The organism is Coleofasciculus sp. H7-2 (genome assembly GCF_042747725.1).
Classification (GTDB): Bacteria; Cyanobacteriota; Cyanobacteriia; order Cyanobacteriales; family FACHB-T130; genus FACHB-T130.
The window spans coordinates 1-23957 of the sequence record NZ_JBHZGO010000082.1; the positions used below are offsets into that span (position 1 = coordinate 1).

20 protein-coding genes are annotated in these 23957 nt (G+C 46.3%); 7 read left to right on the forward strand and 13 right to left on the reverse strand.

The features are described 5' to 3' along the window. Positions 1 to 481: 481 nt before the first annotated feature. On the forward strand, positions 482 to 2872 hold the full coding sequence (gene recJ, locus ACFW2W_RS15430; RefSeq protein ID WP_378179666.1) for a single-stranded-DNA-specific exonuclease RecJ: 2391 nt from the start codon (positions 482 to 484) through the stop codon (positions 2870 to 2872). A 53-nt stretch (positions 2873 to 2925) separates the two neighbouring features. Here recJ and ACFW2W_RS15435 read toward each other — a convergent pair whose 3' ends face one another. Then, positions 2926 to 3639: a YdcF family protein gene (locus ACFW2W_RS15435; RefSeq protein ID WP_378179669.1), complete on the reverse strand. Its 714-nt coding sequence runs from the start codon at positions 3637 to 3639 to the stop codon at positions 2926 to 2928. 292 nt (positions 3640 to 3931) lie between these two features. On the opposite strand from ACFW2W_RS15435, the gene ctpB reads away from it, so the two are divergent. Beyond that, the gene (ctpB, locus tag ACFW2W_RS15440) at positions 3932 to 5236 is read left to right on the forward strand and encodes a carboxyl-terminal processing protease CtpB (RefSeq protein WP_378179672.1); all 1305 of its coding nucleotides are present in this window, start codon (positions 3932 to 3934) and stop codon (positions 5234 to 5236) included. On the opposite strand, the gene ACFW2W_RS15445 is transcribed toward ctpB, so the two are convergent. The 5 genes from ACFW2W_RS15445 to cax all read right to left on the reverse strand — a co-directional run bounded on the left by ACFW2W_RS15445 (position 5223) and on the right by cax (position 9030). Continuing rightward, positions 5223 to 5390, reverse strand: a complete 168-nt coding sequence (locus tag ACFW2W_RS15445; protein WP_378179675.1) for a hypothetical protein — start codon at positions 5388 to 5390, stop codon at positions 5223 to 5225. The genes ctpB and ACFW2W_RS15445 overlap by 14 nt on opposite strands. A gap of 91 nt (positions 5391 to 5481) precedes the next feature. Further along, entirely contained in the window at positions 5482 to 5871 is a 390-nt protein-coding gene (locus ACFW2W_RS15450; RefSeq protein WP_378179678.1) for a four helix bundle protein, read from the reverse strand. A 263-nt stretch (positions 5872 to 6134) separates the two neighbouring features. Then, positions 6135 to 6647: a molybdenum cofactor biosynthesis protein B gene (locus ACFW2W_RS15455; RefSeq protein ID WP_378179681.1), complete on the reverse strand. Its 513-nt coding sequence runs from the start codon at positions 6645 to 6647 to the stop codon at positions 6135 to 6137. A gap of 455 nt (positions 6648 to 7102) precedes the next feature. Continuing rightward, positions 7103 to 7438, reverse strand: coding sequence for a photosystem II reaction center protein Psb28 (gene psb28 / locus ACFW2W_RS15460; protein WP_378179684.1), 336 nt, complete (start codon positions 7436 to 7438; stop codon positions 7103 to 7105). A gap of 494 nt (positions 7439 to 7932) precedes the next feature. Beyond that, positions 7933 to 9030 (reverse strand): calcium/proton exchanger, encoded by a 1098-nt coding sequence (gene cax / locus ACFW2W_RS15465; protein WP_378179687.1) that lies wholly within the window; start codon positions 9028 to 9030, stop codon positions 7933 to 7935. A gap of 345 nt (positions 9031 to 9375) precedes the next feature. Between cax and ACFW2W_RS15470 the strand changes: the two genes are divergently transcribed. Then, on the forward strand, positions 9376 to 10278 hold the full coding sequence (locus ACFW2W_RS15470) for a DMT family transporter (RefSeq protein WP_378179690.1): 903 nt from the start codon (positions 9376 to 9378) through the stop codon (positions 10276 to 10278). Between the two features lie 544 nt (positions 10279 to 10822). After that, entirely contained in the window at positions 10823 to 11722 is a 900-nt protein-coding gene (gene aroF / locus ACFW2W_RS15475; protein WP_378179693.1) for a 3-deoxy-7-phosphoheptulonate synthase, read from the forward strand. A 186-nt stretch (positions 11723 to 11908) separates the two neighbouring features. On the opposite strand, the gene ACFW2W_RS15480 is transcribed toward aroF, so the two are convergent. Together ACFW2W_RS15480 and ACFW2W_RS15485 are read right to left on the reverse strand one after the other, a co-directional pair. Next, on the reverse strand, positions 11909 to 12745 hold the full coding sequence (locus ACFW2W_RS15480) for an SWIM zinc finger family protein (protein ID WP_378179696.1): 837 nt from the start codon (positions 12743 to 12745) through the stop codon (positions 11909 to 11911). 2 nt (positions 12746 to 12747) lie between these two features. Further along, a complete protein-coding gene (locus ACFW2W_RS15485; protein ID WP_378179699.1) occupies positions 12748 to 15930 on the reverse strand; it encodes a DEAD/DEAH box helicase in 3183 nt (1060 codons plus the stop codon). A 390-nt stretch (positions 15931 to 16320) separates the two neighbouring features. Here ACFW2W_RS15485 and ACFW2W_RS15490 point away from each other — a divergent pair, with 390 nt between their 5' ends. After that, positions 16321 to 16470 (forward strand): hypothetical protein, encoded by a 150-nt coding sequence (locus tag ACFW2W_RS15490; RefSeq protein WP_378179702.1) that lies wholly within the window; start codon positions 16321 to 16323, stop codon positions 16468 to 16470. Between the two features lie 455 nt (positions 16471 to 16925). Here the strand turns inward: ACFW2W_RS15490 and ACFW2W_RS15495 are convergent, their stop codons facing one another. Continuing rightward, positions 16926 to 18215, reverse strand: a complete 1290-nt coding sequence (locus ACFW2W_RS15495; RefSeq protein WP_378179705.1) for a cation:proton antiporter — start codon at positions 18213 to 18215, stop codon at positions 16926 to 16928. A gap of 791 nt (positions 18216 to 19006) precedes the next feature. Between ACFW2W_RS15495 and ACFW2W_RS15500 the strand changes: the two genes are divergently transcribed. Beyond that, positions 19007 to 20128: an AI-2E family transporter gene (locus tag ACFW2W_RS15500; RefSeq protein WP_378179707.1), complete on the forward strand. Its 1122-nt coding sequence runs from the start codon at positions 19007 to 19009 to the stop codon at positions 20126 to 20128. A 238-nt stretch (positions 20129 to 20366) separates the two neighbouring features. Next, positions 20367 to 20615 carry a hypothetical protein gene (locus ACFW2W_RS15505; RefSeq protein ID WP_378179710.1) on the forward strand — a complete coding sequence of 83 codons (249 nt, stop codon included), beginning with the start codon at positions 20367 to 20369 and terminating at the stop codon, positions 20613 to 20615. A 122-nt stretch (positions 20616 to 20737) separates the two neighbouring features. Here ACFW2W_RS15505 and ACFW2W_RS15510 read toward each other — a convergent pair whose 3' ends face one another. From ACFW2W_RS15510 to ACFW2W_RS15525, 4 genes are all read right to left on the reverse strand, one after another. After that, positions 20738 to 21367, reverse strand: a complete 630-nt coding sequence (locus ACFW2W_RS15510; protein ID WP_378179713.1) for a hypothetical protein — start codon at positions 21365 to 21367, stop codon at positions 20738 to 20740. 141 nt (positions 21368 to 21508) lie between these two features. Beyond that, the gene (locus ACFW2W_RS15515; RefSeq protein ID WP_378179715.1) at positions 21509 to 22327 is read right to left on the reverse strand and encodes a hypothetical protein; all 819 of its coding nucleotides are present in this window, start codon (positions 22325 to 22327) and stop codon (positions 21509 to 21511) included. A 30-nt stretch (positions 22328 to 22357) separates the two neighbouring features. Continuing rightward, positions 22358 to 23581 carry a hypothetical protein gene (locus tag ACFW2W_RS15520; protein ID WP_378179717.1) on the reverse strand — a complete coding sequence of 408 codons (1224 nt, stop codon included), beginning with the start codon at positions 23579 to 23581 and terminating at the stop codon, positions 22358 to 22360. 130 nt (positions 23582 to 23711) lie between these two features. Next, the gene (locus ACFW2W_RS15525; protein ID WP_378179719.1) at positions 23712 to 23918 is read right to left on the reverse strand and encodes a hypothetical protein; all 207 of its coding nucleotides are present in this window, start codon (positions 23916 to 23918) and stop codon (positions 23712 to 23714) included. Positions 23919 to 23957: the final 39 nt, after the last annotated feature.

Genomic DNA, 23957 nt, shown 5'->3' on the forward strand with positions numbered 1-23957 from the left:
GTCGTGCGTCAGGCAAACTGGAAAAGGCTTCCACAATGGCAAGCGTTCTCATAGCTCGATAAGAAAAATTCGTTGAGCTTTAGCTTACTGGATTTCACCCTCTCTGTCTAGAATGAAATAGCCCTGAAATGTTGAGGATGTCCATCCATCCGCTCTAAAATGGTCTTACGAGGCTGTAAAGTTAGCCAATGCTGGCTAAGCAGGTGTTTTAGTAGTTCGCTGCTGGTTGTTTTTCCTTTGCCAGAATTTATACTAAATATATATGTGTCTCTTGATCCAAATTTACGCTCAGCATAAAACTTCCTGCACTTTTAACTACTACGAGAATAACGTAGCAATGTCTTATAAGTCTTGACAATACAATTGCAATCGCCCAAACATCGCTTTTAACTCAACATCTGCCAAGGCGATCGCGCTCTTCCTTTATCTCTTTTCCAATTATTGTGAGATAGGATGCCAGAAAGAGGAATAAAAAAGAAAAATGTCACAGCAGCAACTTCAATGGCAAATCCAGTCAACGGTTGAACCACCGGCGGCATTTATTGACGAAGTCAGACGCCACGCCCCAGGATTACCCGGACATTATGCCGCACAGCTGTTGTGGCAACGGGGGATTCGCGATATTCAGCAATTATCGGGGTTTTTAAATTCTCAGTTGTATCACCCGGCAAGTCCCTTTGAATTTGGGCAGGAAATGCAATGGGCTGTGGAACGATTAATAAAAGCCCGTAACGCGGGGGAAAAAGTTTCCATTTGGGGAGATTTTGATGCTGATGGGATTACCGCAACATCGGTTCTCTGGGATGGACTAGGACAGTTTTTTACCCAGCAGCAGCTCGTTTATTACATTCCCAATCGTTTAACCGAGTCTCATGGACTCAATGAACGGGGAATTGATGCCCTTGCTAAGGATGGAACGAAGCTAATTGTAACTTGCGACACTGGCAGCACAAATCTGAAGGAAATTGAATATGCCCATCAGCTAGGGATTGATGTAATTGTCACGGATCACCACACCCTGCCAGAGGAACGTCCAGCGTTGACAGCTATCATCAACCCCCGCTATTTATCCAACGATCATCCGATGTTTCACCTTTCGGGTGTGGCAGTTGCCTATAAGTTAGTAGAAGCACTTTATGAAACTTTGCCAGATGTTCCCCAACAGCCATTAGAAGATTTATTGGATTTAGTGGCAATTGGTTTAATTGCCGATTTGGTGCAGTTAAGCGGTGATTGTCGCTACTTGGCACAGCGAGGAATTTCAGTGCTGCAACAGCAAACCAAAAAACGGAATCGTCCTGGGGTAGCTCGTCTATTGGAATTGTGTCAGAAAAGTGGCGATCGCCCAACGGACATTTCTTTCGGTCTTGGCCCTAGAATTAACGCGGTTAGCCGCATTCAAGGCGATGCTTCCTTCTGCGTGGAGTTACTCACCAGCCGCGATGAGAAGCGCTGTCAGCAGTTGGCATTAGAAACAGAATTAGCCAATGCCCGTCGTAAATCATTGCAAAAAGATGTCGCCGCTGAAGTTAATAAAAAACTAAGCCAGTTGGACTTATCAACTACTAGCGTCATTGTTCTTTGCGATACTCAATGGCCTGTCGGTGTTTTGGGTTTAGTGGCGGGGCAAGTGGCGCAGGAAACAGGGCGTCCTACCATTTTGTTGAGTACAGAAGGCGACTTGAGTGAAAACGCTTTAGCACGCGGTTCCGCCCGTTCTGTGAATCAAGTCGATCTTTACCAGTTGGTGAAAGCGCAAGAACACCTATTACATCGATTTGGCGGTCATCCCTTCGCCGCTGGGTTGAGTCTCCAAGTTGATAAGATTCCCCTGTTTACAGAAGCTGTTAACCAGCAGTTGCGAGCTTCTGTCGGCACCCCAGATGGGACACCTTTAGCTCCTATTGTGCAGGCAGATTTGGTGTGTACGGTAAGCGAATTAGGAAGAGATTTGTTTTGGGAATTGAAACTATTAGAACCATGCGGTATGGGCAATCCAGCGCCAAAACTGCTGATTCAAAATTGCTGGTTTGAAAATAGTTGGAATAGCAATACTCAGGACTTAAAAGGCGCAAAAGTTCAATATATCAAAACTACTTTTAAAATTCGGGATGACTCTTGCGAAACCGGGTTTTCAGGAATCTGGTGGGGACATTATAAGGAAGACTTACCCCAAGGTAGATGCGATGCAATTGTCGAGCTTGATTTTAATAGCTACGAAAATCCCAATAAAGGGATCAGACCTCACTATGAAGTGCGGATAATTGCCGTGCGTTCTTTAGCACAGCCGCATCAGTTAGGCACTCCTAACCAGATAGACTGGATTTTAGACTGTCGTGTGGAGTCCTCAGTCCTGAGTCCTCAGTCCGCACTTCTTGCCCCGCTATCAGTCCTGCCAGTTCGAGAGTGCCCCAGTAGTTGGGATGAGCTGCAAGTGTGGTTCAGACGGGCGATTCAGGCAAATCAAAAACTAGCGATCGCTTATCCTCCCCCAGAACCAGTTCCCCCCAGCCAAATCTGGCTGCAACTGTTAGGAATTGCCAAATATCTTAGTCGCACGGGTCAAGAGGCGACTTATACTCAACTGCACCAGAAGCTGGGAATTAGCGATCGCACTCTACAACTCGGACTAGAAGCAATCTCTCATCTCGGCTTCCATGTTAAACAACTCGACTGGATGGTTCAAATCACTTGGCATCCCCAGGAAGATGCCGCTAATTCTGATTTAGGGAATGGACAATTGCCTACATCAGAGGAAGCCATCGCACAATTTATCGCAGCAGTTCAAGAAGAAAAATTTCGCCAGAGGTACTTCTATGAAATTCCCTTATCTACCATTCGAGCGATGGCTTCTCAAACTACCATTTATTAAAAAATGAGTCGGCGATCGCATCTGTTACGACTTGGTAAGAGATGCGATCGCTACTACTGAATATTCCCCTGGTGTTCGCACTTAAAACCCCGCTGACGCCAATCTTTTATATCTACATCCTTCAGGGGAATTAATTTTGAGCATTTAGGCTGATAAACCTGACTCACCAGCGCCCACAACAAGCTACGAGATAAGTCCAATCCTGTCTTGAAAGAAGATTCTCGATTGCCAGGAATGCCTTGTTCCGGAACAATCTCTGGCTCTACCCAAATGCCATGAGCGCCCATGAGAATCTGTGCCAGCCACATTGCTCGCGGTAGATGGGTGCCGGAAGTGATTAGTTTGACTTTTTTTACTCCCCACTGGCGTAGAATCGGCACACCATAGTAGAAGTTGCCAAAGGTGGAGTCTGCACACTTTTCTAACCAAACTCGTTCTATGGGAGCATTTTCCCTTTGAAAAATTAGCAAAATGCACGGTTCGGGAGAACCTTGAGAAATTAATATACGGCTTTGCGGGTATTGTTTTGCTAGCTGAGCTACGTATATTTCCCTACGAATACTGCCTCCTAAAACAAAATAGGCATCCACCGAACCAGACGCTGCCGAGCGCAAAGTTAGCATAATAGTGAATAGCCATGTCCCCAAGATGACGCCAAAGATAGCGATTCCTGGTAGTAGAAGTCGTCGCCATCGTCTGAAACTACCCCGACTAGCTGAGTTGATGCGATCGCGCACAGTTGAGCTACCTCTGCGTTTTCCGGGCATTTTGAGACTTTGAGTAGGGTATTTAACCGATGCTTAAGACTACTTTAGCTAGCCAACCGATTTTGTTGTTCTTTTACTATGGTGGCGATTACACTTAGGTATACAAAAATTTGCAGGAGAGTCTAGTTAAATTAGACTGTTATCCTTGTTACTAAAGACGAAGGAGGACACTGGGCGAACTGGCACAAAATTGATGCAGCCTGGTTAATTAACCTGAGTATCTTAGAAATAGTTCGTTTCAGGCGTCACGCGGTATCTACACATTAAACCCCACCCGTTCGAGCCATCGTTCATGAATCCATCCCCAAAAAACTTTTCTTTGCTCCATGTTGCTCTCTTTGGTGGAGCGATCGCCACGACAGCAGCTTTGTCTTTCTTTGGCTCCTCCGTTCGCGCTGCTCTACAGGAAAGTCCAAAATCAGTTGTCGATGAGGCATGGCAAATTGTCAACCGCGAATATGTTGATGGCACCTTTAATCAGGTGGATTGGCAAGCAAAGCGGCAACAGCTGTTGAACAAAAACTATAATTCCCGTGAAGATGCCTACAAAGCGATCCGGGAAGCATTGGAAACCTTGGGCGATGCCTACACCCGCTTTTTAGACCCCAAACAGTTCCAAGCACTCACAAATCAAACTTCCGGCGAACTCTCTGGTGTCGGTTTGCGCTTGGAACTGAACGAAAAGACTCAGGCTCTTACCGTCGTAGAACCCATTGAGAATTCCCCAGCAGTGAAAGCGGGACTCCAGACTGGGGACAAGATTGTGACAATTGATGGCAAAGCCACAAAAGGGATGAGTGTGGAAGCTGCCGCTAACCTAATCCGGGGTGAGGTGGGGACGAAAGTTACCCTTAAGCTCTCACGAGACGGAAAAGGCGAGTTTGATGTGACATTGACCAGAGCGCAGATTGCAATAGCAGCCGTTCGTCAGTCGGTCAAGCAGGAAGGCAAGTTGCGCGTTGGCTATATCCGGCTGAATGAGTTTAGCGCTCACTCAGCGGAACAGATGCGCCGCGCCATCCAATCTCTGAATAACGACAAAGTAGATGCTTTTGTGTTGGATTTGCGGGGAAATCCGGGTGGGTTATTGCACGCGAGTGTGGAAATTGCCCGGATGTGGATGGACAAAGGTGCTATCGTCCGTACCGTAGATCGCAAGGGAGACAACGAGGAATTTACGACCAATCGCACGGCGCTGACGCAGTTGCCCTTGGCTGTGCTGGTAGATGGCAACTCGGCAAGCGCGAGCGAGATTCTCTCAGGTGCGCTGAAGGATAATGGTCGAGCCACGATTATTGGCTCTCAAACCTTTGGAAAAGCGTTAGTGCAGTCGGTGCATTCTCTCTCGGATGGTTCGGGTTTAGCGGTCACGATTGCCCACTACTACACGCCCAAGGGAACGGATATCAGCCACAAGGGAGTTACTCCTGATATCAAGGTTGACCTGAACGACGATCAGCGAAAGCGTTTGGGGACGAATCCATCGCTGGTGGGAACTCAGCAAGATCCCCAATATGCTCGCGCGATCGCGGCTTTGGAAAACACCCGCCTTGCCCAACCCAAACCTCAACGGAACCGACCGGTTAGTGTCCGGTAAGTGCTAAGGACTGAGGGAAGAGGGCTGAGGGCTGAGGGCTGAGGGCTGAGGGAAGAGGGCTGAGGGAAGAGGGCTGAGGGCTGAGGGCTGAGGAGTGAGGGCTGAGTGAAGAGGACTGAGGGCTGAGGAGTGAGGGCTGAATAAAAGAGAACAAAATAGGGAAGAAATAAGAATAAGAAACCGGAGAAAAATTGCTCGTTCTTAAATATCTCTTTTCTTCTAGCTCAGTCCTCAGTCCTCATTCCTCAGTCCTTTTTTTGTTGGTATTTTTGTTTCTCAACGGCGGCGCGAAGACCGCCGGTAATTCGAGCAACTTCTTGTGCCTGTGTTAAGAGCTGGTTGAATTCAGTCTGCTTGAGATAGCCAATATCAAAGGCGACATAGAGTTGAGAACGAAGTTCGGCACAAGAAGATTTGGCGATAGAAAGAAACTGATGAAACTCTGCCCGACCACTTCGCTCGAAGCCTTCTGCGATATTAGACATTATGGAGACTGCTGCTCGTTGAATTTGCCTAGAAAGCCCAAAGTCTTTTGCAAAGTCACCCTGTCGAGTGACTTGATAAATTGCTTTTGTAAGGATTCTAGCTTTTTGCCAAGCAATCAAATCTTCAAATCGCTCTACTCTATCTTTCACTTACCTAGTCCTCTCTATTTCTCACTGACTCGCCTGTAAGATGCCTTCACTCCTAACTCCTAACTCCTGACTCCTGACTCCTGACTCTTCACTCCTAACTCCTAACTCCTGACTCCTGACTCTTCACTCCTCAGCCCTCAGCCCTCAGCCCTCAGCCCTGACTCCTGACTCTTCACTCCTCAGTCCTCAGCCCTGACTCCTCAGCCCTCAGCCCTCAGTCCTCAGCCCTCAGCCCTCAGCCCTGACTCCTCAGTCCTCACTCCTCACTCCTCACTCTTCTGTAGCTGGCTAACTAAGTGAACGAGTTCTGGCAAAATTAGCTGTTGGATGGCAAGTTTAACGGCATTGGTAGAACCGGGGATGGAAAATACCAGCTTGGTTTGATAGACACCGGCAACGGCGCGAGATGCGATCGCCCGCGAGCCAATTTCTTGATAACTGAGAAACCGGAACAATTCGCCAAATCCAGGCAAGATTTTTGAGAGCAAGCTCTCTAAGGCATCGTAGGTAGTATCTCTCGGCGCGATGCCAGTGCCTCCATTGAAGATCAAAGCATCCAGATCCGGGCGTTGAGCGAGTGCTTGTAGCTGCGCCCGAATCTGCGCCGGTTCATCTTTGAGAATGGCGTACTCTGAGACCGCGTGACCGGCATCGAGGAGTAACTGTTTAATCAGTTGACCGCTTTTGTCGGTTTCGGGCGATCGCGTATCGCTAACGGTAATGACAGCACAACTCACTGTCATCCTCTGCGTGTCAGGGTGAGGCAGATTGGTCATCGGTAAGTTATTCCCTTGAGGGTTTTAAGTTTTTAAAAACGGGCTTTTCTGCGATATCTTACTGCCACACGGATGTCCGATTAACCCGCTCCTAAGAATCTTGGCTCCTGACTTCACTCAGCACTCCGTAGGGGCACTGGCATTCAATACTGTTCGGTTCAGGGCATATTTAGTGGGAATTGCAGGCGTCAGGACTTACGCAAAGCTTATACATATAGCATTTTTTCGGGTTCAATCCCCTGTGGTTGCCCCTATATGTGGTGATGTTGCGTAAGTCCTGAGGTGTGTAGAGACGCATTAGCGAAATGGTGCATTCGCGCAGCGGCACGTTAGCGCGGTGCGGTGCAGTACAGCACCATTTCGCGTCTCTACCGGAGGTTTTTGGTAGGCAAATTAGCTTATCCGAACCGGATTGCATGGGCAAAGCCTTGTGCCCTTAGCACTTAGCGCTTTATTTAAGACTGGCTAAGTTCCAAACCATGCTCTTTGGCATACCGTTGCATGAAGCGCATGAAGCGATCCCACTCTTCAGGAGATTTCATCAGGTAAGTCGCTTGGAGGTCTTTCGCCTGACCGTTGACAAATACGCCCTTTACTTCTCTCGTCAAAATTTCTCCTTCCTCATCAACCATGTACATCCCAGTGATTTCTCCTGAGGTTTCGGTGTTAAAGGCGTTGGGACTTTGAAAAAAAAACGTGGCGGTGCCATGAGCGCCACTCTTAGAGCGGGTTAGCTTTACATCCGGTATGACTTCTTCGTTGATACCTCTGGCAAATTGAATTTGAGCCATAATTCTGCAACCAAGTTTTTATGATAGATAACTTAATATTTTCTCATTATTTAGAGCGGACTGGTTCAGCTTTTACGGGTGCTTTTTGACACGTTAGAACCTCGGATGCCACCAAGGCTCCTGAGTTAGGCGATCGCGCTCAAGTTACAATTAAACATATTTTTCTGAAAATTGGCAAAGATAAGCTTTTTTAGGGCAATTAGAAAGGCTTGATTTTTTAAGCTCGAAAATGCTACCTTAAGCGCTGTTAAAAGGGAAAATTCGCTCAAAATCACGGATGCGATCGCTTTTTTGATGTGAGATGAATCTTGAATCTTTACTCAGACTCAATCGCCTAATTCGCGTCATCGGCTTCGATAATGCGCCGTTCGCGCACCGGACGGGTGGTAGTGCTTCCATCGCTGGGATCGTTTGTGCAGGCACTCATTATGAGCTAGGGCTGCTGCCCTAACTCATAACTCAAAACTTTTTCCCGAATTGCCAAAAAACAACCATTAGGCGGGATGAAAGTAAAAAGCTGCTCCCAAGACGATGTAGGTTGCTAAGAGCAGTACGCCTTCTAACCAATTAGAGCGTCCATCTAGACTGATAAGATTGGCAACAGTGACGGCGATCGCTACCGCAATAACTTCAAAAGGATTGAAGTTGAGATCCATTGGTTGACCAGTCACAACTCCTACCAGAACTAAAATTGGAGCTACCAGCAGGGCAACTAACAAACTAGACCCCATTGCCACAGAAACAGATAAATCCATATTGTTTTTGAGAGCAACGTTAACCGCAGTTACATATTCGGCTGCACCGCCAACGAGAGGCAACAGAACAACACCTGTAAATAAGGGAGTCAAACCCAAACCCTTTGTTGCTTCCTCCACGACTCCCACAAAAATCTCTGACTCAAAGGCAACTGCAACAGTAGATACTACTAACACACCAATCCAGAGCCAAAGATTCGGTTTGTGGGCAGTTGATTCAGCTCCAGAACCTGTTGAATTTTCTGACTCTAAATCGACTAATCCCACTTCGTAAAGATAGCTATGAGTTTTTAAAGAAAACAGTAACGTCAGAGCATAAACTACGATTAAAACAGTGGCGACTGTGAGAGAGAGATTGCGAATTGCATCGGGTGCAACACCATTTGAGGTATTGATGACCGTCGTGGGCAAAATCAGGGCGATCGCTGCCAGCGTCATTGAGGAACCATTCACCCGCGCCACAATCGGTTTGAATTCCTGTTCTTTATAGCGCAGTCCTCCTAAAAGCATGGAAAGTCCCATGACCAGCAATAAGTTACTGATAATTGTTCCAGTAATACTTGCTTTAACAATGTCAACCAAGCCAGCATTTAGAGCCGCTAAGGCAATAATTAGCTCGGTCGCATTTCCAAAAACTGCATTTAACAAGGCACCAATCGAAGGTCCCGTAACGACGGCAACTTCTTCAGTCGCAGTGCTTAACCAAATTGCTAGGGGAACGATAGCGATCGCTGAGGTGATAAAAACTGCAAGCGAACCCCACCCTAAATATTCAGCGGCAATTGAAATGGGTACAAAAATTAGCAGGGCGTAAGAAATAATTTTCTTGATTGACATAGCAAATTGTGGCTAAAATTGCAGAGCATGGTGAATTTTTCCCACCCAATGAGACGTAGGCAAGCAGCAACGAGTTCTCCACTGGATGGTTGAGACGCTGATGCTTTCACTGCTTGATGCCATCGAGAATTGAGCAGCTCTCACCTTTGTAAGAATATCTGGAAACTTGTCAATGTCGCACTCACTGGAGTTGGGAACCTTTGCTCAGATCGCCTCAATGTATAGACACAAAGGTTTATCGCCTCTGGAGAGCATATTGCTGCCACCGTCCCATCAGGTGAGTCATCCGGATGAAGTTTGCACCCTGCCGTTCCTCGTATGCTGATGTAGAAGCAGGAGGACTCCATGCCAAACCACAAACTAGAGGAAGAAAGAACCGCGCCGCACCCTAATCGGGTGGGAGTTGCTCTGATAGCCGTCTCCGCGACGGGTTTTGCGACGCTGGCGATATTGGCTAAGCTTGCCTATGCGGAAGGGTTAGATTTGCCCAGCACGCTGGCTTGGCGGTTTACAGGCGCGGCGGCGGTACTCTGGACTTGGCTGGTGTGGCGAGGCGAGTGGCGCTTAAAACCGCAAGACGCGATCGCTTCCACCCTTTTGGGAGGCGTGGGGTATGCTATCCAAGCAACTCTGTTCTTTGGCGCTCTCGCGTATACCAGTGCTGGCGTTGCTGCTTTGTTGCTTTACACCTATCCTGCCTTTGTCACTGTCTTGACGTGGGTAATAGAAGGCGATCGCCCTGGGTTCTACCGGAAGATTGCCCTCGGTTTAGCCCTCACCGGCTGTTTCCTGACTGCGGATTTGGGTGGAACTACCGTGCAGCCTTTAGGGTTAGGGCTGGGGATCGCATCGGGAGCCTGGTGTGCACTTTACCTGACGTTTGGGGCTAGATTAGTGCGATCGCTCTCTCCGGTGACAACCAGCGCCTATCTGTCCCTGGGAGCCGCCCTATCTTTTATGGGAGCCGCTTGCTTGGGGCGGGGGCTGATTTTCCCCCAAACGAGCATCGCTCTAGCGACAATCGCCGGTTTGGTAGCGATCGCCACGGTGCTGCCCATCGTTACCCTGTTCGCGGGTATCCAGCGGCTGGGAATCTCCAGAGCCGCCATTCTCTCCACCATCGAACCCGTGGTGACGGTGCTGCTGGGAATCGTTTTTTTGGGAGAGCAACTCGTAGGCAGACAAATACTGGGAGGTTTACTGGTAGTCAGTTCTGTGGTGTTAATTCAGGCGTTTCCTCAAGATTAGTAGCTTCAGGAAACGCTCCTAGGGGTCTTGACGCAGTTTGATCCCTCTGCTAAGTTCAGTGATGAATGGACTTATTGCGTAAAAGTTAAATAAAAGAGTGATAAGTTCGATAGCGACCTAGAAAAAACTGGCTTTTGCCAGAATTCTCAGGTACGCAGTAAATTCTCAGAATTAGACCAAATTAGACGCTTCCCCCTATGTTCAGTAGCATATTCAGCAGCAGTTTTTACTTTTATTGGTTTAGGACGGTTCACCGGCAGTGAATCCAGTGCCCGCATTGGAACCGCCCGGTGAACCGCAGAGTAAAATCTGCGGTTTTTTGTTTTAAGGAGCAACTTTTCATCGTGATGACCTATTTCAGTAGCTGGTTTTATGGCTTTTATTTTTGGCCCACAAGTTCCGGGTAAATAGCGTCATGCCAATGAATCGTCTATAGCCCGGAACTACAAAAGGTTCCGGGCTTTTTTGTTGTCAACCTCTAACCTCCCCCTCCTGCAAGCAAGGGGAAAAAGGAAAATCTTTTAACTTCAAGGAGACTCGAACCATGATTAACGCCAAACTTGCTTCTCAATCTCACGCCAATCACCAAACCATTGTCAAACTTTCCGAACAAGTTTCCTTAGGTGGGACGGAACTTGTGATTATCGGTGGTCCTTGTACAGTGGAAAGCTTAGAACAGATGGAGATTGTCGCTAGTCAACTCGCCGCCGCACCCGTTCAGGCGCTGCGGGGCGGTGTCTACAAACCCCGTACCTCTCCCTATGCGTTCCAGGGAATGGGAGTGGAAGGACTCCAGATTTTGGCTTCAGTGCGATCGCGTTACTCGATTCCCGTCGTCACAGAAGTGATGTCAATTGGACAAATAGAAGCTGTTGCGACTCATGCTGATATGCTGCAAATTGGTAGCCGCAATATGCAAAACTTCGACTTGCTGAAAGCTTTGGGACAAGCTGGCAAGCCAATACTACTCAAGCGTGGATTAGCTTCTACTATTGAAGAATTTGTCATGGCGGCAGAATATATTTTAAGCCACGGTAATCCCAATGTGGTGCTGTGCGAACGGGGTATCCGCAGCTTCGATAACTATACGCGCAATGTGCTGGATTTAGGAGCAGTAGCGGCTTTGAAGCAGATAACCCACTTGCCAGTCATTGTCGATCCGTCTCATGCCGTCGGTAAGCGGGAATTGGTGGCACCTTTGGCGAAGGCAGCGATCGCGTGTGGCGCAGATGGCTTAATTATTGAGTGTCATCCAGAACCCGAAAAATCCGTTTCCGATGCTCGTCAGGCGCTTTCCTTAGAAGATATGGTGAATCTCGTTCATAGCTTAAGACCTATAGCCGCAGCGGTTGGACGAAATATATCGGAAGTAGGGGCGGGTTTCACTTTAAAACCTGCCCCTATTCATTTCTCTGCCAAGAAACCATGTGGACTTACGGCTTAATCCCATTGATTAATTCTGTCGCTATTTGCGTTCCTTCTTAGCCCCCTTTTTCAGGGGGTTGGGGGGATCTACTGCAATTTATTCATGTAGAAATATGCAAGTCCACCGCACATTTTCTGGTGCCTTTAATTGACGTAGAGACGCGATAACTCTTGTCTCTACAAGGCGGACGAGAAATAAGCAGTATTACATCACCTCTCGATTTTTTGTTCTCACCCGCTCATACAACTCCTCCATCACTTCAATAAAAGAACTATCTTTCTTCCAAAAAGGCGGAAAGTCTCCCTGTTTCTTAATCAAAATCGCTGGTAAACTTGCCTGCGATGCTACTTCCATTTGAGGCAGTCGCTTAGTCCCCAGCCAAAATTCTCTAGGATTTATCTTCTCAGTAACGGGTACTTTTTCCAGTGGGGTATAGTAAGACGCGGAAGATTCTAAAGGGATTTCTTTTGCTGTAAGTTCAGTCGATAAAACCTCCCCTAAAGGAGATTTTGCCAGTTCCGCTTGCAGTGCCTCTTTAGATAAACCTCTGAGTTCAAACAAGAGAAACGGATTGTGGTCTAGTTGGGACGCTACCAAGTAGTAGACACCCGCGATATGTTTGCAGGGATTGGCGTAATCTGGACAGGAACAACTGGTTTTAAAATCTTTGCGATTGTGGGGTAGAAGATGCAATCCCAATTCAGAAAAAGCATCTTCAATATTATCGGGAACTTCATTCATCAGCAGCTTGGAGACAAAGCTAGCTTTTGATGACAGGTGTTTAATCGCCTTCGACCAATTAGATTTATCAATCGGTGTAATTTCAATATTTATAATATATGTTGGTTCTTTGTAAACTCCAAAATAGGGATTAACTGAACCTTTGACACTAGCACTAATTGCATTCTGGTCAACTTTGTAGTGGAGAACTTTTCCCCCATTCGCATAAGAACGTCCCCGTCCTAATCTCGCAGGATCGGTAAAGGCTTCTAAGGCTTGAATGAAGCGTTTTCCCCACCAGGTACGGCTAAATTGAGCCATGATTACTCCAAGATTGCAGCTTTATTGAGCGAAATCAGTTGTTTAAAGGCTTCGTTATCGAGTTCTGTAAGCCAAGCTTCATCGGTACCGATAACAGCAGAAGACAGCTTTTTCTTATCTTCAATCATTTTGTCGATCCGTTCTTCCAAAGTCCCAATCGCAAGAAATTTGTGAACAAATACATTTTTATTCTGACCAATCCGAAAAGCTCTATCTGTCGCCTGATCTTCAACTGCGGGGTTCCACCAGCGGTCAAAGTGAAAGACATGATTTGCTTTAGTTAGAGTAATGCCAACGCCGCCAGCTTTTAAGGAGAGAATAAACACCGATGGTTCAGTTTCGGGATTTTGAAATTCGGTAATCATTTGTTCTCGCTTGTTGCGGTTGGTGCCTCCATGAATGTAATAAGTGTTGTAGTGGTAAGTATGTTTGAGGTATTTTTCTAGGGAGTCGCAGATTTCCTTAAATTGGCTAAAAATCAATAAGCTTTCGCCTTCAGAAATTGCTTCCTCAACCATTTCTGCAAGACGGCTGAGTTTATGCGATCGCTCGCTTGAAAATTCGCTTCCATCCTGTAAAAATTGTGCTGGATGATTGCAAATTTGTTTCAGCCTCAGCAAGGTTGATAAAATTAAACCTTTGCGCTGAATTCCTTCAGAATCATTAATTTTTTCGCTCACATCTTTAACGACAGCTTCATAAAGAGAAGCTTGTTCTTTCGTCAAATTGCAATATAATTTTTGTTCAACTTTATCCGGCAAATCATTAATAATTGATTGGTCAGTCTTTACTCGACGTAAAATAAAAGGTTCCACCAATTTCTTCAAAGTCGTAGATTTCATCCGATTATTGTCTTTCTGAATCGGAATCTCAAAACCCTTCCGGAATTGAGCCTCTTTACCCAAATAGCCAGGATTCAGAAAGTTAAAAATCGACCATAAATCCAGTAACCTATTTTCTACTGGTGTTCCCGTTAGTGCCAGTCGATGGTTAGCGGTCAACTTTAAAATTGCCTTGGTTTGAGAAGCTTTAGGATTTTTGATATTTTGCGCTTCATCCACCACCACTCGATGCCATTTCAGACTATGCAAAAGTTTTTCATCTTTTCGAGCTAAAGTAAACGACGTAATCACAACATCATGCTTAAGACAGGCTTCTTTAAAATCAGCGACTTGTTGAATGCGGCTACTGCCATGATGCACCATTGCCTGTAGATGAGGAGCAAATTTTTCGATTTCTTTTTGCCAATTTCCGACAACTGATGTTGGTGCAATTAACAAAGTTGGTAAGATTGAATTTGTCGATTCTTTTTCATTCACCAACCGAGCAATTACTTGAACCGACTTACCCAATCCCATATCATCGGCAAGACAACCATTTAGACCGAGGGTTTCCAAATATTGCAACCAGGACACGCCGCGTTTTTGATATTCGCGTAAATTTCCTTGCAACTTCGGCGGATTTTGAACCGGCTCCAGTCTACTTTTATCCTCTAACTTTGCCATCATTTCTGACAATGTCTGGTCATGCTCGACTTCAATATCATCCTCCGCTGCTGCGGCTAATTTCATGAAGTCTAACAGAGTCATTTCTGGGTTTTCTTTAGCATGAGATTGCCAGAATTCCAACATCTGCTGCATCTTTTCTTGGTCTAGTTCTATCCACTGACCGCGAAATTGCACCAGTGGCGTTTTAGCTTTGACGAGTTGCTGCCATTCTTTTTGAGTAACCAGCTGACCGCCAATTGATAGCTCGTATTGATATTCAACAATAGCGTCTAAACTAAAGTATCCTTTGCCAGCAGCTCTGGATTTACCGAGACTTCGAGAAGACGTTTTCAGCCGAACTTTCGCTTTACGACGACCTTCAGGCGTCCACCAGGCGGGAACGATGACTTTGTAACCGGAATCTTCTAATACCCAGGCACTTTCTTTGAGAAATTCAAAGGCTTCTTGCAGATTAATTTGCAACCCAATTGGCTGGTCAGTTTCCAACCCCTGCCACAGTTTAGGATACATCCGCGCTGCATATCCCAAATTTAAAAGCAGATTATTTTCAAAATCTTTGCCAAAATATTTTTGAATATCTTTTTTACTTTTCTGATTCAGTCGCCAATAATCCCCTAAGGAAAGTTTTAAAGATGGATCTTGTTTAGAGTTAGCAAAAAAAACAATTTGCCAGTTATCTGTTTCCGAGTTAGCTTCTTGTAACTGAAAGCAAAGGTCAAAATTTCCTGTGTTTTGGCTGCGGGTTAGTTTGGCTTTCCAAGCATACCATTGTTTGTATTCTTCTAAAGTTTTTTCGGTAGTTTGCGGGTTCTTGCTGTCCGGATAGAAACAAGTATAAAGGATGGTATCTGTAATCTGCTGATCGAATTTAGCAGTCGAGGGAGTATGGGTGACAATTTCATGCAGCAGACATTCCGAAAAGTGACTGAGTAAGCTTTCTTTAGAAAAGAATTCTACTGTTGCACGTGGTACGGCAGAACCGGCAACGCAGACTAGAGGCATATAGTCTACGTATCTTTGAATTAATGTTTCGTATTTTTCAGAAACAATCTCCCATCCTGCATGAATTTCAAAGAGATTGGCTTTTGGCTTGCGTTTTCCTTTGGTTACAGCAGGAAGTTCTCGATATTTGAGACTGGGAATATATTGGTCTTTGAATATAATTTGTTTGAATGCTTGGGTATAGTGATACCAAAATAGGAGGTCTGAACCAATGATAATTTCACCAAAGTTATGTAAAGCCAAAAAGTGAATATCGTTCAGCAGCTTAATAACATTGCTAACCTTGGCATAGCTATAACTGCCGGTTTTCACCCTAGTGTTCACTTCATAAGTATCAATTTCCCAGTCCGTAAATCCTTCATAGTCTTCGTTAACTTCTTCTTCCAGATATTTGATTAATTCAGGAGAAGGGAGAGGCTGGTTGTTAGTTGTGGGAAGGGCAATGTATTGAGTGGAAATATTCTCGCTAATCTTATGATAGGGTGCTGTTGCGATTCCCAATTCATTGGTTAGAAAAGCTTCCAAGTCGTCTTTGGCAAGATGGCTGGGATGGATGTTTTTTTGGGAGTTGCGGCGTTTTTTGAAAATCGGGGTTTCTACCCACAGGTAAAATGCACCTGTTTGCAGGAAATTAGCTTCTGCCTGAGGAATCCAAGTACCGTGGAGGATTTTCATAGGTAGATGCCTCAAAGAGTTTTCTGAAATTGTAGCGGGTTAAGGGTGCGAACCTCTGGAAGAGGTCGTCCCTTTGGGACATCGTTTCTGGTATGTTGCAATTATTTATCTGCTTGCGTCCCTTTTGTCAAGTTTTCTGACTGGTGTCTAGATTAAAAAATGTAACGGTAAAAGACAAAGTCCGAGCCAAAGGGAGGTTCCCACAAAAAACAAAGATTGGTCTTAGAAAGGCAGCCAAAATGCATGACTGTACTTTCAATTGTGGCTGCGACTTTTGGAGGGATTCACCATCTTGTTAATAGGCTTGAGCAGATAGCCGCTGTGGTTGCTGTATACACAGTTACTGGATGTAACTTTCCTACCGGGGATAGATGTTAGGAAAGCTGGGAGTTGCAACCACAGACTGACATCGGTTCTACCGCTAGCACGACAACATTTAAATTGGCGATTGTTATTCTGATTAAGGAAAACAAAACACCGGATGGGCGTTATGCCGCAGTGGCCCAGAATCGGTCATCAAAGAAGAGCGACGCCAGATGACCGAACGGTTTGAATAACAAAAGGCATGGACGGTGTGGAGTTTTTGTCGCTTCCTCCACTTTGTTACTACCGAGGGGAGGCTCAACCCTCCATCAGAGCGGTCTTAGGTAGTGAACGCTTGCGCCATAACAACTCATTATCAATGCAAAAAAGCCTTGGCTTCTTATGGAGTCAAGGTTTTTTTCTGTCTGATTATCGTTATAGCAATCCTAAATGATTCGTGAAGGCGAGATCCTAGGGCAACTCAGGACTTACGCAACATCACCACATATAGGGGCAATCACAGAGGGATTGCCCTTGCCCCTACAAAATGCTATATGTATAAGCTTTGCGTAAGTCCTGAGATGAAGGGGCTGGGGTTATGTCTGGGAGGGCTTTGAGCAAAATAGGTCACTTGTGTGTACAACACGGTAGGCTTTAAAACGGGGCTAAGAAAAAGTTGCACAGGGTGTTACTTATCTGGGAACAGGTTCATAGTTTGTTCCTTGCAACAACAATGAAACCAGTGGTGATGCCATTAGCGTAGTGATAATTGCCATAACTACCATGATGGTAAATAAGGTTGGCGTAATTACACCTTCCTCTAAACCAATGTTGAGGATAATTAACTCCATCAATCCTCGTGCGTTCATTAGTGCCCCAATGGTTGCGGACTCGCGCCAACTTTCACCTGCGAGTTTTGCTGCCAGCATACAAGCTAGCCCTTTACCCGCGATCGCTATCATGATAATCAATAATGCGATCGCCCATAATTGCGGCGTGTTAACTAACCCGATTTGCGTGTTCAGTCCGGAGAAGACGAAGAAAATCGGTAGCAAAAACGAAGTGGTCAAAAACTCAGTGTGGTGGCGCACTTGATCGGCAAATTCGCCCCGTGGCATCACCGTGCCCAGAATAAACGCCCCAAACACCGCATAAATGCCTACCAAATCGGTAAACCACGCGCATAACATCAAAACTATCAATACTAATGTCAGGGTTTGCATCGTCACGCCCTTCTCTTGCTGAGTCCGACGTGAGAAGAAGGTAAATGCCGGTCGCCCCACGAAAATCATCAACAACACGTAGCCAAAACCCCCGCCAATCGCAAAAGCGGCAATACTGGCGCTGCCTTTAATGCTGGCGAGTACAATCGCCAACAAACACCATGCCGTCGCATCATCGATCGAACCTGCTGCCAGTGCCAGCGTCCCGAAGCGGGTTTTGGCGATGCCGCGTTCGTATAGCATCCGGGCTAGCATGGGAAATGCTGTAATCGACATGGATGCGCCCAGATATAACGCTGCTGCCGGACGAGTAATTCCAGGTTTGAAGAGTTCGCCATTGCCGTACAACAACAAAGCAGCGATCGCGCCTAAGATGAAGGGAGCCAAAATTCCTGCCCCGGATACCAAACCTGCACTCTTGACTCGGCGCTTGATCAGATCGGTATTAAACTCTAAGCCGATCAAGAACATATAAATGACCAACCCAATCTGACTGATGGCAAAGAGAATCGACATTGATGGGTTGGGTATTTTCGTTGCCGCATCAATGACAATCGCGGCTTTGGGAAACAGCCATTGCTGCACATCAGGAAGAAGCAGACCAAACAGAGATGGCCCTAACATTACCCCCGCGATCATCTCGCAGACAACATCGGTTTGACCAAAATAGCGCCGCCCAATCATCGACACAATGCGACAAGTAGCGAGAATAACGGTCAGTTGCAGCAATAATTTCAGAACGAGATCAAAATTCGACATCCTATTCCTCTGGGTCGGGAGTGGTGCTATGTATCTATGAGTAAAGTGTTGTAGATTTATATAGAATCAGCGGTTAAATCCCGATTTCCGTACCCAAACTTTCAGGACTTACGCAAAGCTTATACATATAGCGTTTTTTCGGGTTCAATCCCCCTGTGGTTGCCCTCAGATGTGGTGCTATTTGCGTAAGTCCTGACTTTTTTAAGTAAGTTTTTGCAACATAACCCAGAAAGTTGCTCTAGAAATCCAAGGGAATTGTTAATGTTAAAAAATTCCACACACACCCCCTTAAAATCAATCCAGAATCAGTAAGCTCATGTAAAACTTTAACCTGCGGAGCGTGCGACTTTCTATCCAGAAAATACACCTTTTGGCAATAGGATCGGGTTCTGATTTCTTCTTCTTCTGCCGTTAGATGCCTTTTCTAACACGGCTAAATTAAGGAAACTCCTCATGTCAATACCCAAAGATCCCCATCAGCAAATCAGGACTTACGCAACTTGCGCGACATAGTAAGGGCAACCACAGGGGGATTGAACCGACAAGAACACTATATGTATAAGCTTTGCGTAAGTCCTGTAAGCTAAACTGAACCGCATACCTAAAATTGTGCTTTGAAGATGGCTCCCCTTCCCTCTTTAGGGAAGGGGTTGGGGGTTAGGTTACGAGTGTGTATTCCAACAAAGGGAGGGTGCAAGTCTAAACTGAGGCATTCCCCGGCGACGCTGGAAGCCCACACGATAGCGCTATTCTTTGTGTAGGTAGTTCATCTAGCCCATCGCTACTAAATCATGTTAGAGCGGCGCACTGCAATTTCTCTATCTAATATACTGCTAATTGTCGCCACCAGTTTGCTGGGGGTGTTGCTATGGCAGCTGCGGAGTCTGCTAGTCATCCTCATGGTTGCCGTAGTCATTGCAGCAACGATTGCCCCCCTCATCGACAAGGCGGAACGCTTGCAGCTTCCCCGGTGGTTGGCGGTAATTGTTGTTTATGTAACGCTAATTTCTGGCATCGTTGGGGCGGGATTGATCATCGGCCCTACCGTAGCCGAGCAGATTCAACTGCTTGCCGTCAATTTGCCAGTATACATCGAAAATCTTCGGGCACTCGTTCAGAAAATCGTGGTCAGTTACAATGACGAGCGACCCGATTTAGTCAGCCAACTCCTTGATACCCAAGCGCTGACCAGTTGGGTGTTTCGTTCCAGTCAACAAGTCCTGTTGCGCTCTTACGACATCACCAGAGGAATTATAGGCGGCGTTTTTAGCCTAATTTTGGCTTTATTGATTTCCGGTTATATGGTGGCTGGTAGTCAAAACCTGGTTAAAGGTTTGGTGCAGCTGTTCCCGTCGCCTTGGGATGAACGTCTGGAGGCTCAAGTGGCACCGATGAGCCAGCGGATGGGGAATTATATCCAAGGTCGAGTTGCGGTTTCAGGGATTTTAGGGGTAGCGATTACCCTTGGCTTAGGTTTTTTAGGGCTATCGGAGTTTGCACTAGGACTTGGCGTTATCGCTGGTTTCACCAATTTGATCCCCTTTGTGGGACCAGTTTTGGGAGCAGTTCCCGCTCTCATCGTGGCAGTTTCTCAAGGTGGGTGGACGTTCCTGTGGGTGCTGCTGTTGTTCGTGATTATCCAGAATGTGGAAACTTATGTACTCGATCCGCTGCTAGTAGGTTCTTCCGTGAAAGTCCATCCTTTGTATCAACTGCTGGCGGTGCTGGGAGGAACGCAGGTTTTAGGCATTCTTGGCGCGTTGATTGTTCCTCCTTGGGTGGCGGGTGCAGCTGTCTTGTTGGAAAATCTTTACTTAAAACCTAAATTGGTGGCAGAAAATAAAGCGGCTGTTGTCGTCGAAGCCTCACCTGATTCCACCGCTGTACCCATAAAATCTTCAACGGTGAAGTAGTCATTTCTGAGTGGTTATTTTTTCAACACAAAGAATTTATTAGCTGGATCTTGCATCCCTCTTTGGTTCTGTCTTAGCAAACATAAAGTTTTAAGACAGGTAGTTGATTTGATTGGCAAAAATTCTGTAGCATTTGTTACAGAAATGTTTTGAAAATAGCTGCTCGGTGGAGGCTCTTAACTGCGATGGAGAGCAGTCAGCCGATGGGTGCTATGTTGCGATTGAAGGGGAAACAGATATGACATTGAATTATTGCGTGCTTCCGTTGTTGTCTCGGACTGTAAACTGGGCACCTCAACCCAATCGAACCCCGTCTCAGATGGAGTATCAGGATTCGACTTGGGTACAGTTGCTAGAACTTCCCAACCCCTATAGCCATGATGAAGCGTTGCTACTTTGCCAGCAGTCTGAGGACGAATGGGTAGCATGGATTCCGGATCATGGTGAAGCGGTGCTGCATACGAGTCAGTTTTATCGAGTTCGTTAGAGCGATGGGAGTAGAGCGATCGCTAGTCTTCATGCAACCTAACTCGAATATAGCGGTTCTAAAAGGAACTTCACCCCCAACCCCTCTCCGTGGACGGAGAGGGGGGAATATTGAACCTTTTGTTATGGCACGAACCGCCCTAAAATACCTTTAGCAATCTTTCTGTGCCTCGGATTGGCAGAAAGCAAGCGCAACAACAATTGACGAAAAACCCAACGTCTCAGCAACGGCAAAAATAACAGCAGCAGACGCTTAAAGCCTACTTGCAAGAACCACGCCATCGCTACCGATGCTAACAGCGTCCATAAATTCAGGCGCTGTAAGTTAGAGATAACTGTCGCCGCCGTAGTTAGCAAAGAGAGCATCCAAGATAGCCCATTTAACCATAAGGCAATCTTGAGCTGTAGCTGATTGAGCAGTTGATCGATCAGCCAGTGGTGGGCAGTGGCGATCGCTAAACACCAAGTAGAATCTTTAAGACAATCGTGGCGAATTTGGTGAATGATATCTCCATCGAGAGCGATCGCACTCTGCATGACAAAGTTTTCCGATACCGATCTACTCTCAGTTTGATCGTAGTGAGTACAGAAAACCAGCCCAGACTGTAAGCAGCTTCCCGCATCTACTAGCGCATAAGAACGCAACTCTGCTAACAAACGCCGGGAGATGGATAAGTTTTGTCCATTGGTTCTGGCTTGCAAAATCCGATCGAGGAGGTTTTCATCTAAGTTGAATCTGATGAAGTGAGACACTAACTGTCCCTTCGCATCTTTGACTTCCTCGATTTGAATGTACGAATCTAAATGAAGAGGTTGCCTAAAGGAACCTGATAGATAATTTCCCACTCCTTCTCAGCTCATCTTTCCTGTTTTATTGGGTCAGTTTTATGGTGATTAATTTCGGTTGTTGAATAAATTTTTAATAGATAAACCGCCTTGATTGACCAGCGATTCTACTAAATTTACCATAAATTCTAATAACCCATGCCACTGTTTTTCACCCGCAGTAACACCCTGTCTGTGTATCTCTAAAATGATATCTTTATGCTCGTGTTCAAAAAGTCTCTGATGATAGCGGTTGATAATATCTCCATCTAACTGAATAATCGATTGGGCATAAATCATGTCGGTTGTTACTTCTCCAACTGGGTCTTCTGCTTGAGATGCTTCGCTTTTTTGCAAAGATTTATTCCGATTATCAAGGGCAGCTTTCAGTTCATCAACCTTCCGCAAGCTACGTAAAAATCTGCCGTCGTCGAGTAGGTTTTGAATCTTGTTAATCTCAACAGCCGGATTTGCAGAAGGACTGAGCGGGTTAGGCAGTTTTGTTCTTTGAATATCCAGTTCTGTTGTGGGATCGCTGAGAATTCGGACATACTCTCTTAGCTGCGAAGCATCCTGTTCTAAAAGTTGCTCCTCAAGGTAGTACAGGCAATACTCCGTCTCGATTTGTTTACGCAGACTCAGATACCGAGACCATAGAGATGGATGGATTCCCGCCCTTTCTAGATAGGTTGTGGAAATGGGGTAAATATCTCGATACGCTTCCCAGGGAATAAACTTACTCCCGCTAATGTGATCCACGACCATTGTATTTACTTCGAGAGCCGTGATGTCGATTAGCACATCGCTCAGGGACTGCAAAAAGTTGTTAAATTTTTTCCGCAGGTTGGGATTAATCTCGTTGCTGTTGGTATCTGGTGTATTAACCATTGTTGTAAGAGTCGAGTTTTGTTTTAATGATTATTTGGATGGTGGCGGAGGCGATGGATTGCCAAATTCATCTTCATCTTCTTCAGATTCATCAGACGGCTTTGGCGGTGTTTCTGAAAACAAAGCCTCTTCAATGTTGACGGGCGATCGCGTATTCTCTGACATCGGTGGAGAAGACTGGGGCGGTTCCACTGGGGTGTCTCCAAACAAAACTGCTATTGGATCTGAAATGCGATCGCTATTACTGCTGATATCAGGCATCGTTGGCGGTTCCTCATCTTCTTCCCAGCCGTCGTCATTCTCATTCCAGTCCTCATCTTCTTCAACAGGCGCAAACCCCCCTGAGAAGCGGTGTAGCGGTTCCTCCTCCACTTCCACTTCTTCCCACTCCTCCTCAGTTCCCCAGTTCACCGCCGAGCCGAATTCGGGCGTCCACCCTGGCTCAAACGGCGGTTCCTGCATGACGGCTTCTTCCCACTCCTGGGCACTCACGACTGGCTCTACAGGGGTTTCTGGTGTCGCTGGGGGCAAGAAATCGGGTGTGACGGGTGGTGGAATGGGTGCAGTGTCAGAAACCGTGTCAATCTCCACACGGGGGTCAAACGCGATCGCATCTGTTGCTGACTCCTCAACATCTGCACTCACGGCTGGCTCTACAGGGGTTTCTGGTGTCGCTGGGGGCAAGAAATCGGGTGTGATGGGTGGTGGAATGGGTGCAGTGTCAGAAACCGTGTCAATCTCCACACGGGGGTCAAACGCGATCGCATCTGTTGCTGACTCCTCAACAAGCGACACTTCCGGCTCAATCGTCACGCTGGAAGCTGCGGTTTCGTCTGGCGGTAGGCGAGGACTATCAACGCCAGACAATTCTGGAGGAATCGGGGCAGCATTGGGATTCTGGTACCCCACTCTTACCAACATCCCAAATAACTTTTGCAAACTCTTGAGGTTGTCGTTGATAATCTCGCGGCTTTGCTGAACTTGCTCCAGATGAAATTGTCGCAGTTCGCTATAGGGACCATTGTTGAGAAAGCGATCGCCAATCTCGTTGGTGATGTCGCCCTCGACAATATTAATGCGAGTCTGCATCCGCGAACCAGGTTTAGGTTGTTCTTCGCTTGTCCTGTCGTCTACGTCGGCAGAACTAACCCAAGTGGTGATTTCTAACTCAATCGCCTCACTGAGTGCCGTAGAAAGTGCCTCAACAATCTTGCCAGCTTTGAGTTGTTGTTTGAATTTGTCGCTTGCCGCCATAACCTGATTTCCAAGGACTGAGGATTTAGGATTTAGGACTGAGGATTTAGGACTGAGGATTTAGGACTGAGGACTGAGGACTGAGGATTTAGGACTGAGGACTGAGGACTGAGGACTGAGGACTGAGGATTTAGGACTGAGGATTTAGGACTGAGGACTGAGGACTGAGGACTGAGGACTGAGGATTTAGGACTGAGGAATGAGGACTGAGGACTGAGGATTTAGGACTGAGGACTGAGGATTTAGGACTGAGGACTGAGGAATGAGGACTGAGGACTGAGGATTTAGGACTGAGGACTAAGGAATGAGGATTTAGGACTGAGTAAGTAGGGTACAAGCCTTTTCAAACCGGAAATTAGAGACGCAATTTGTTTCA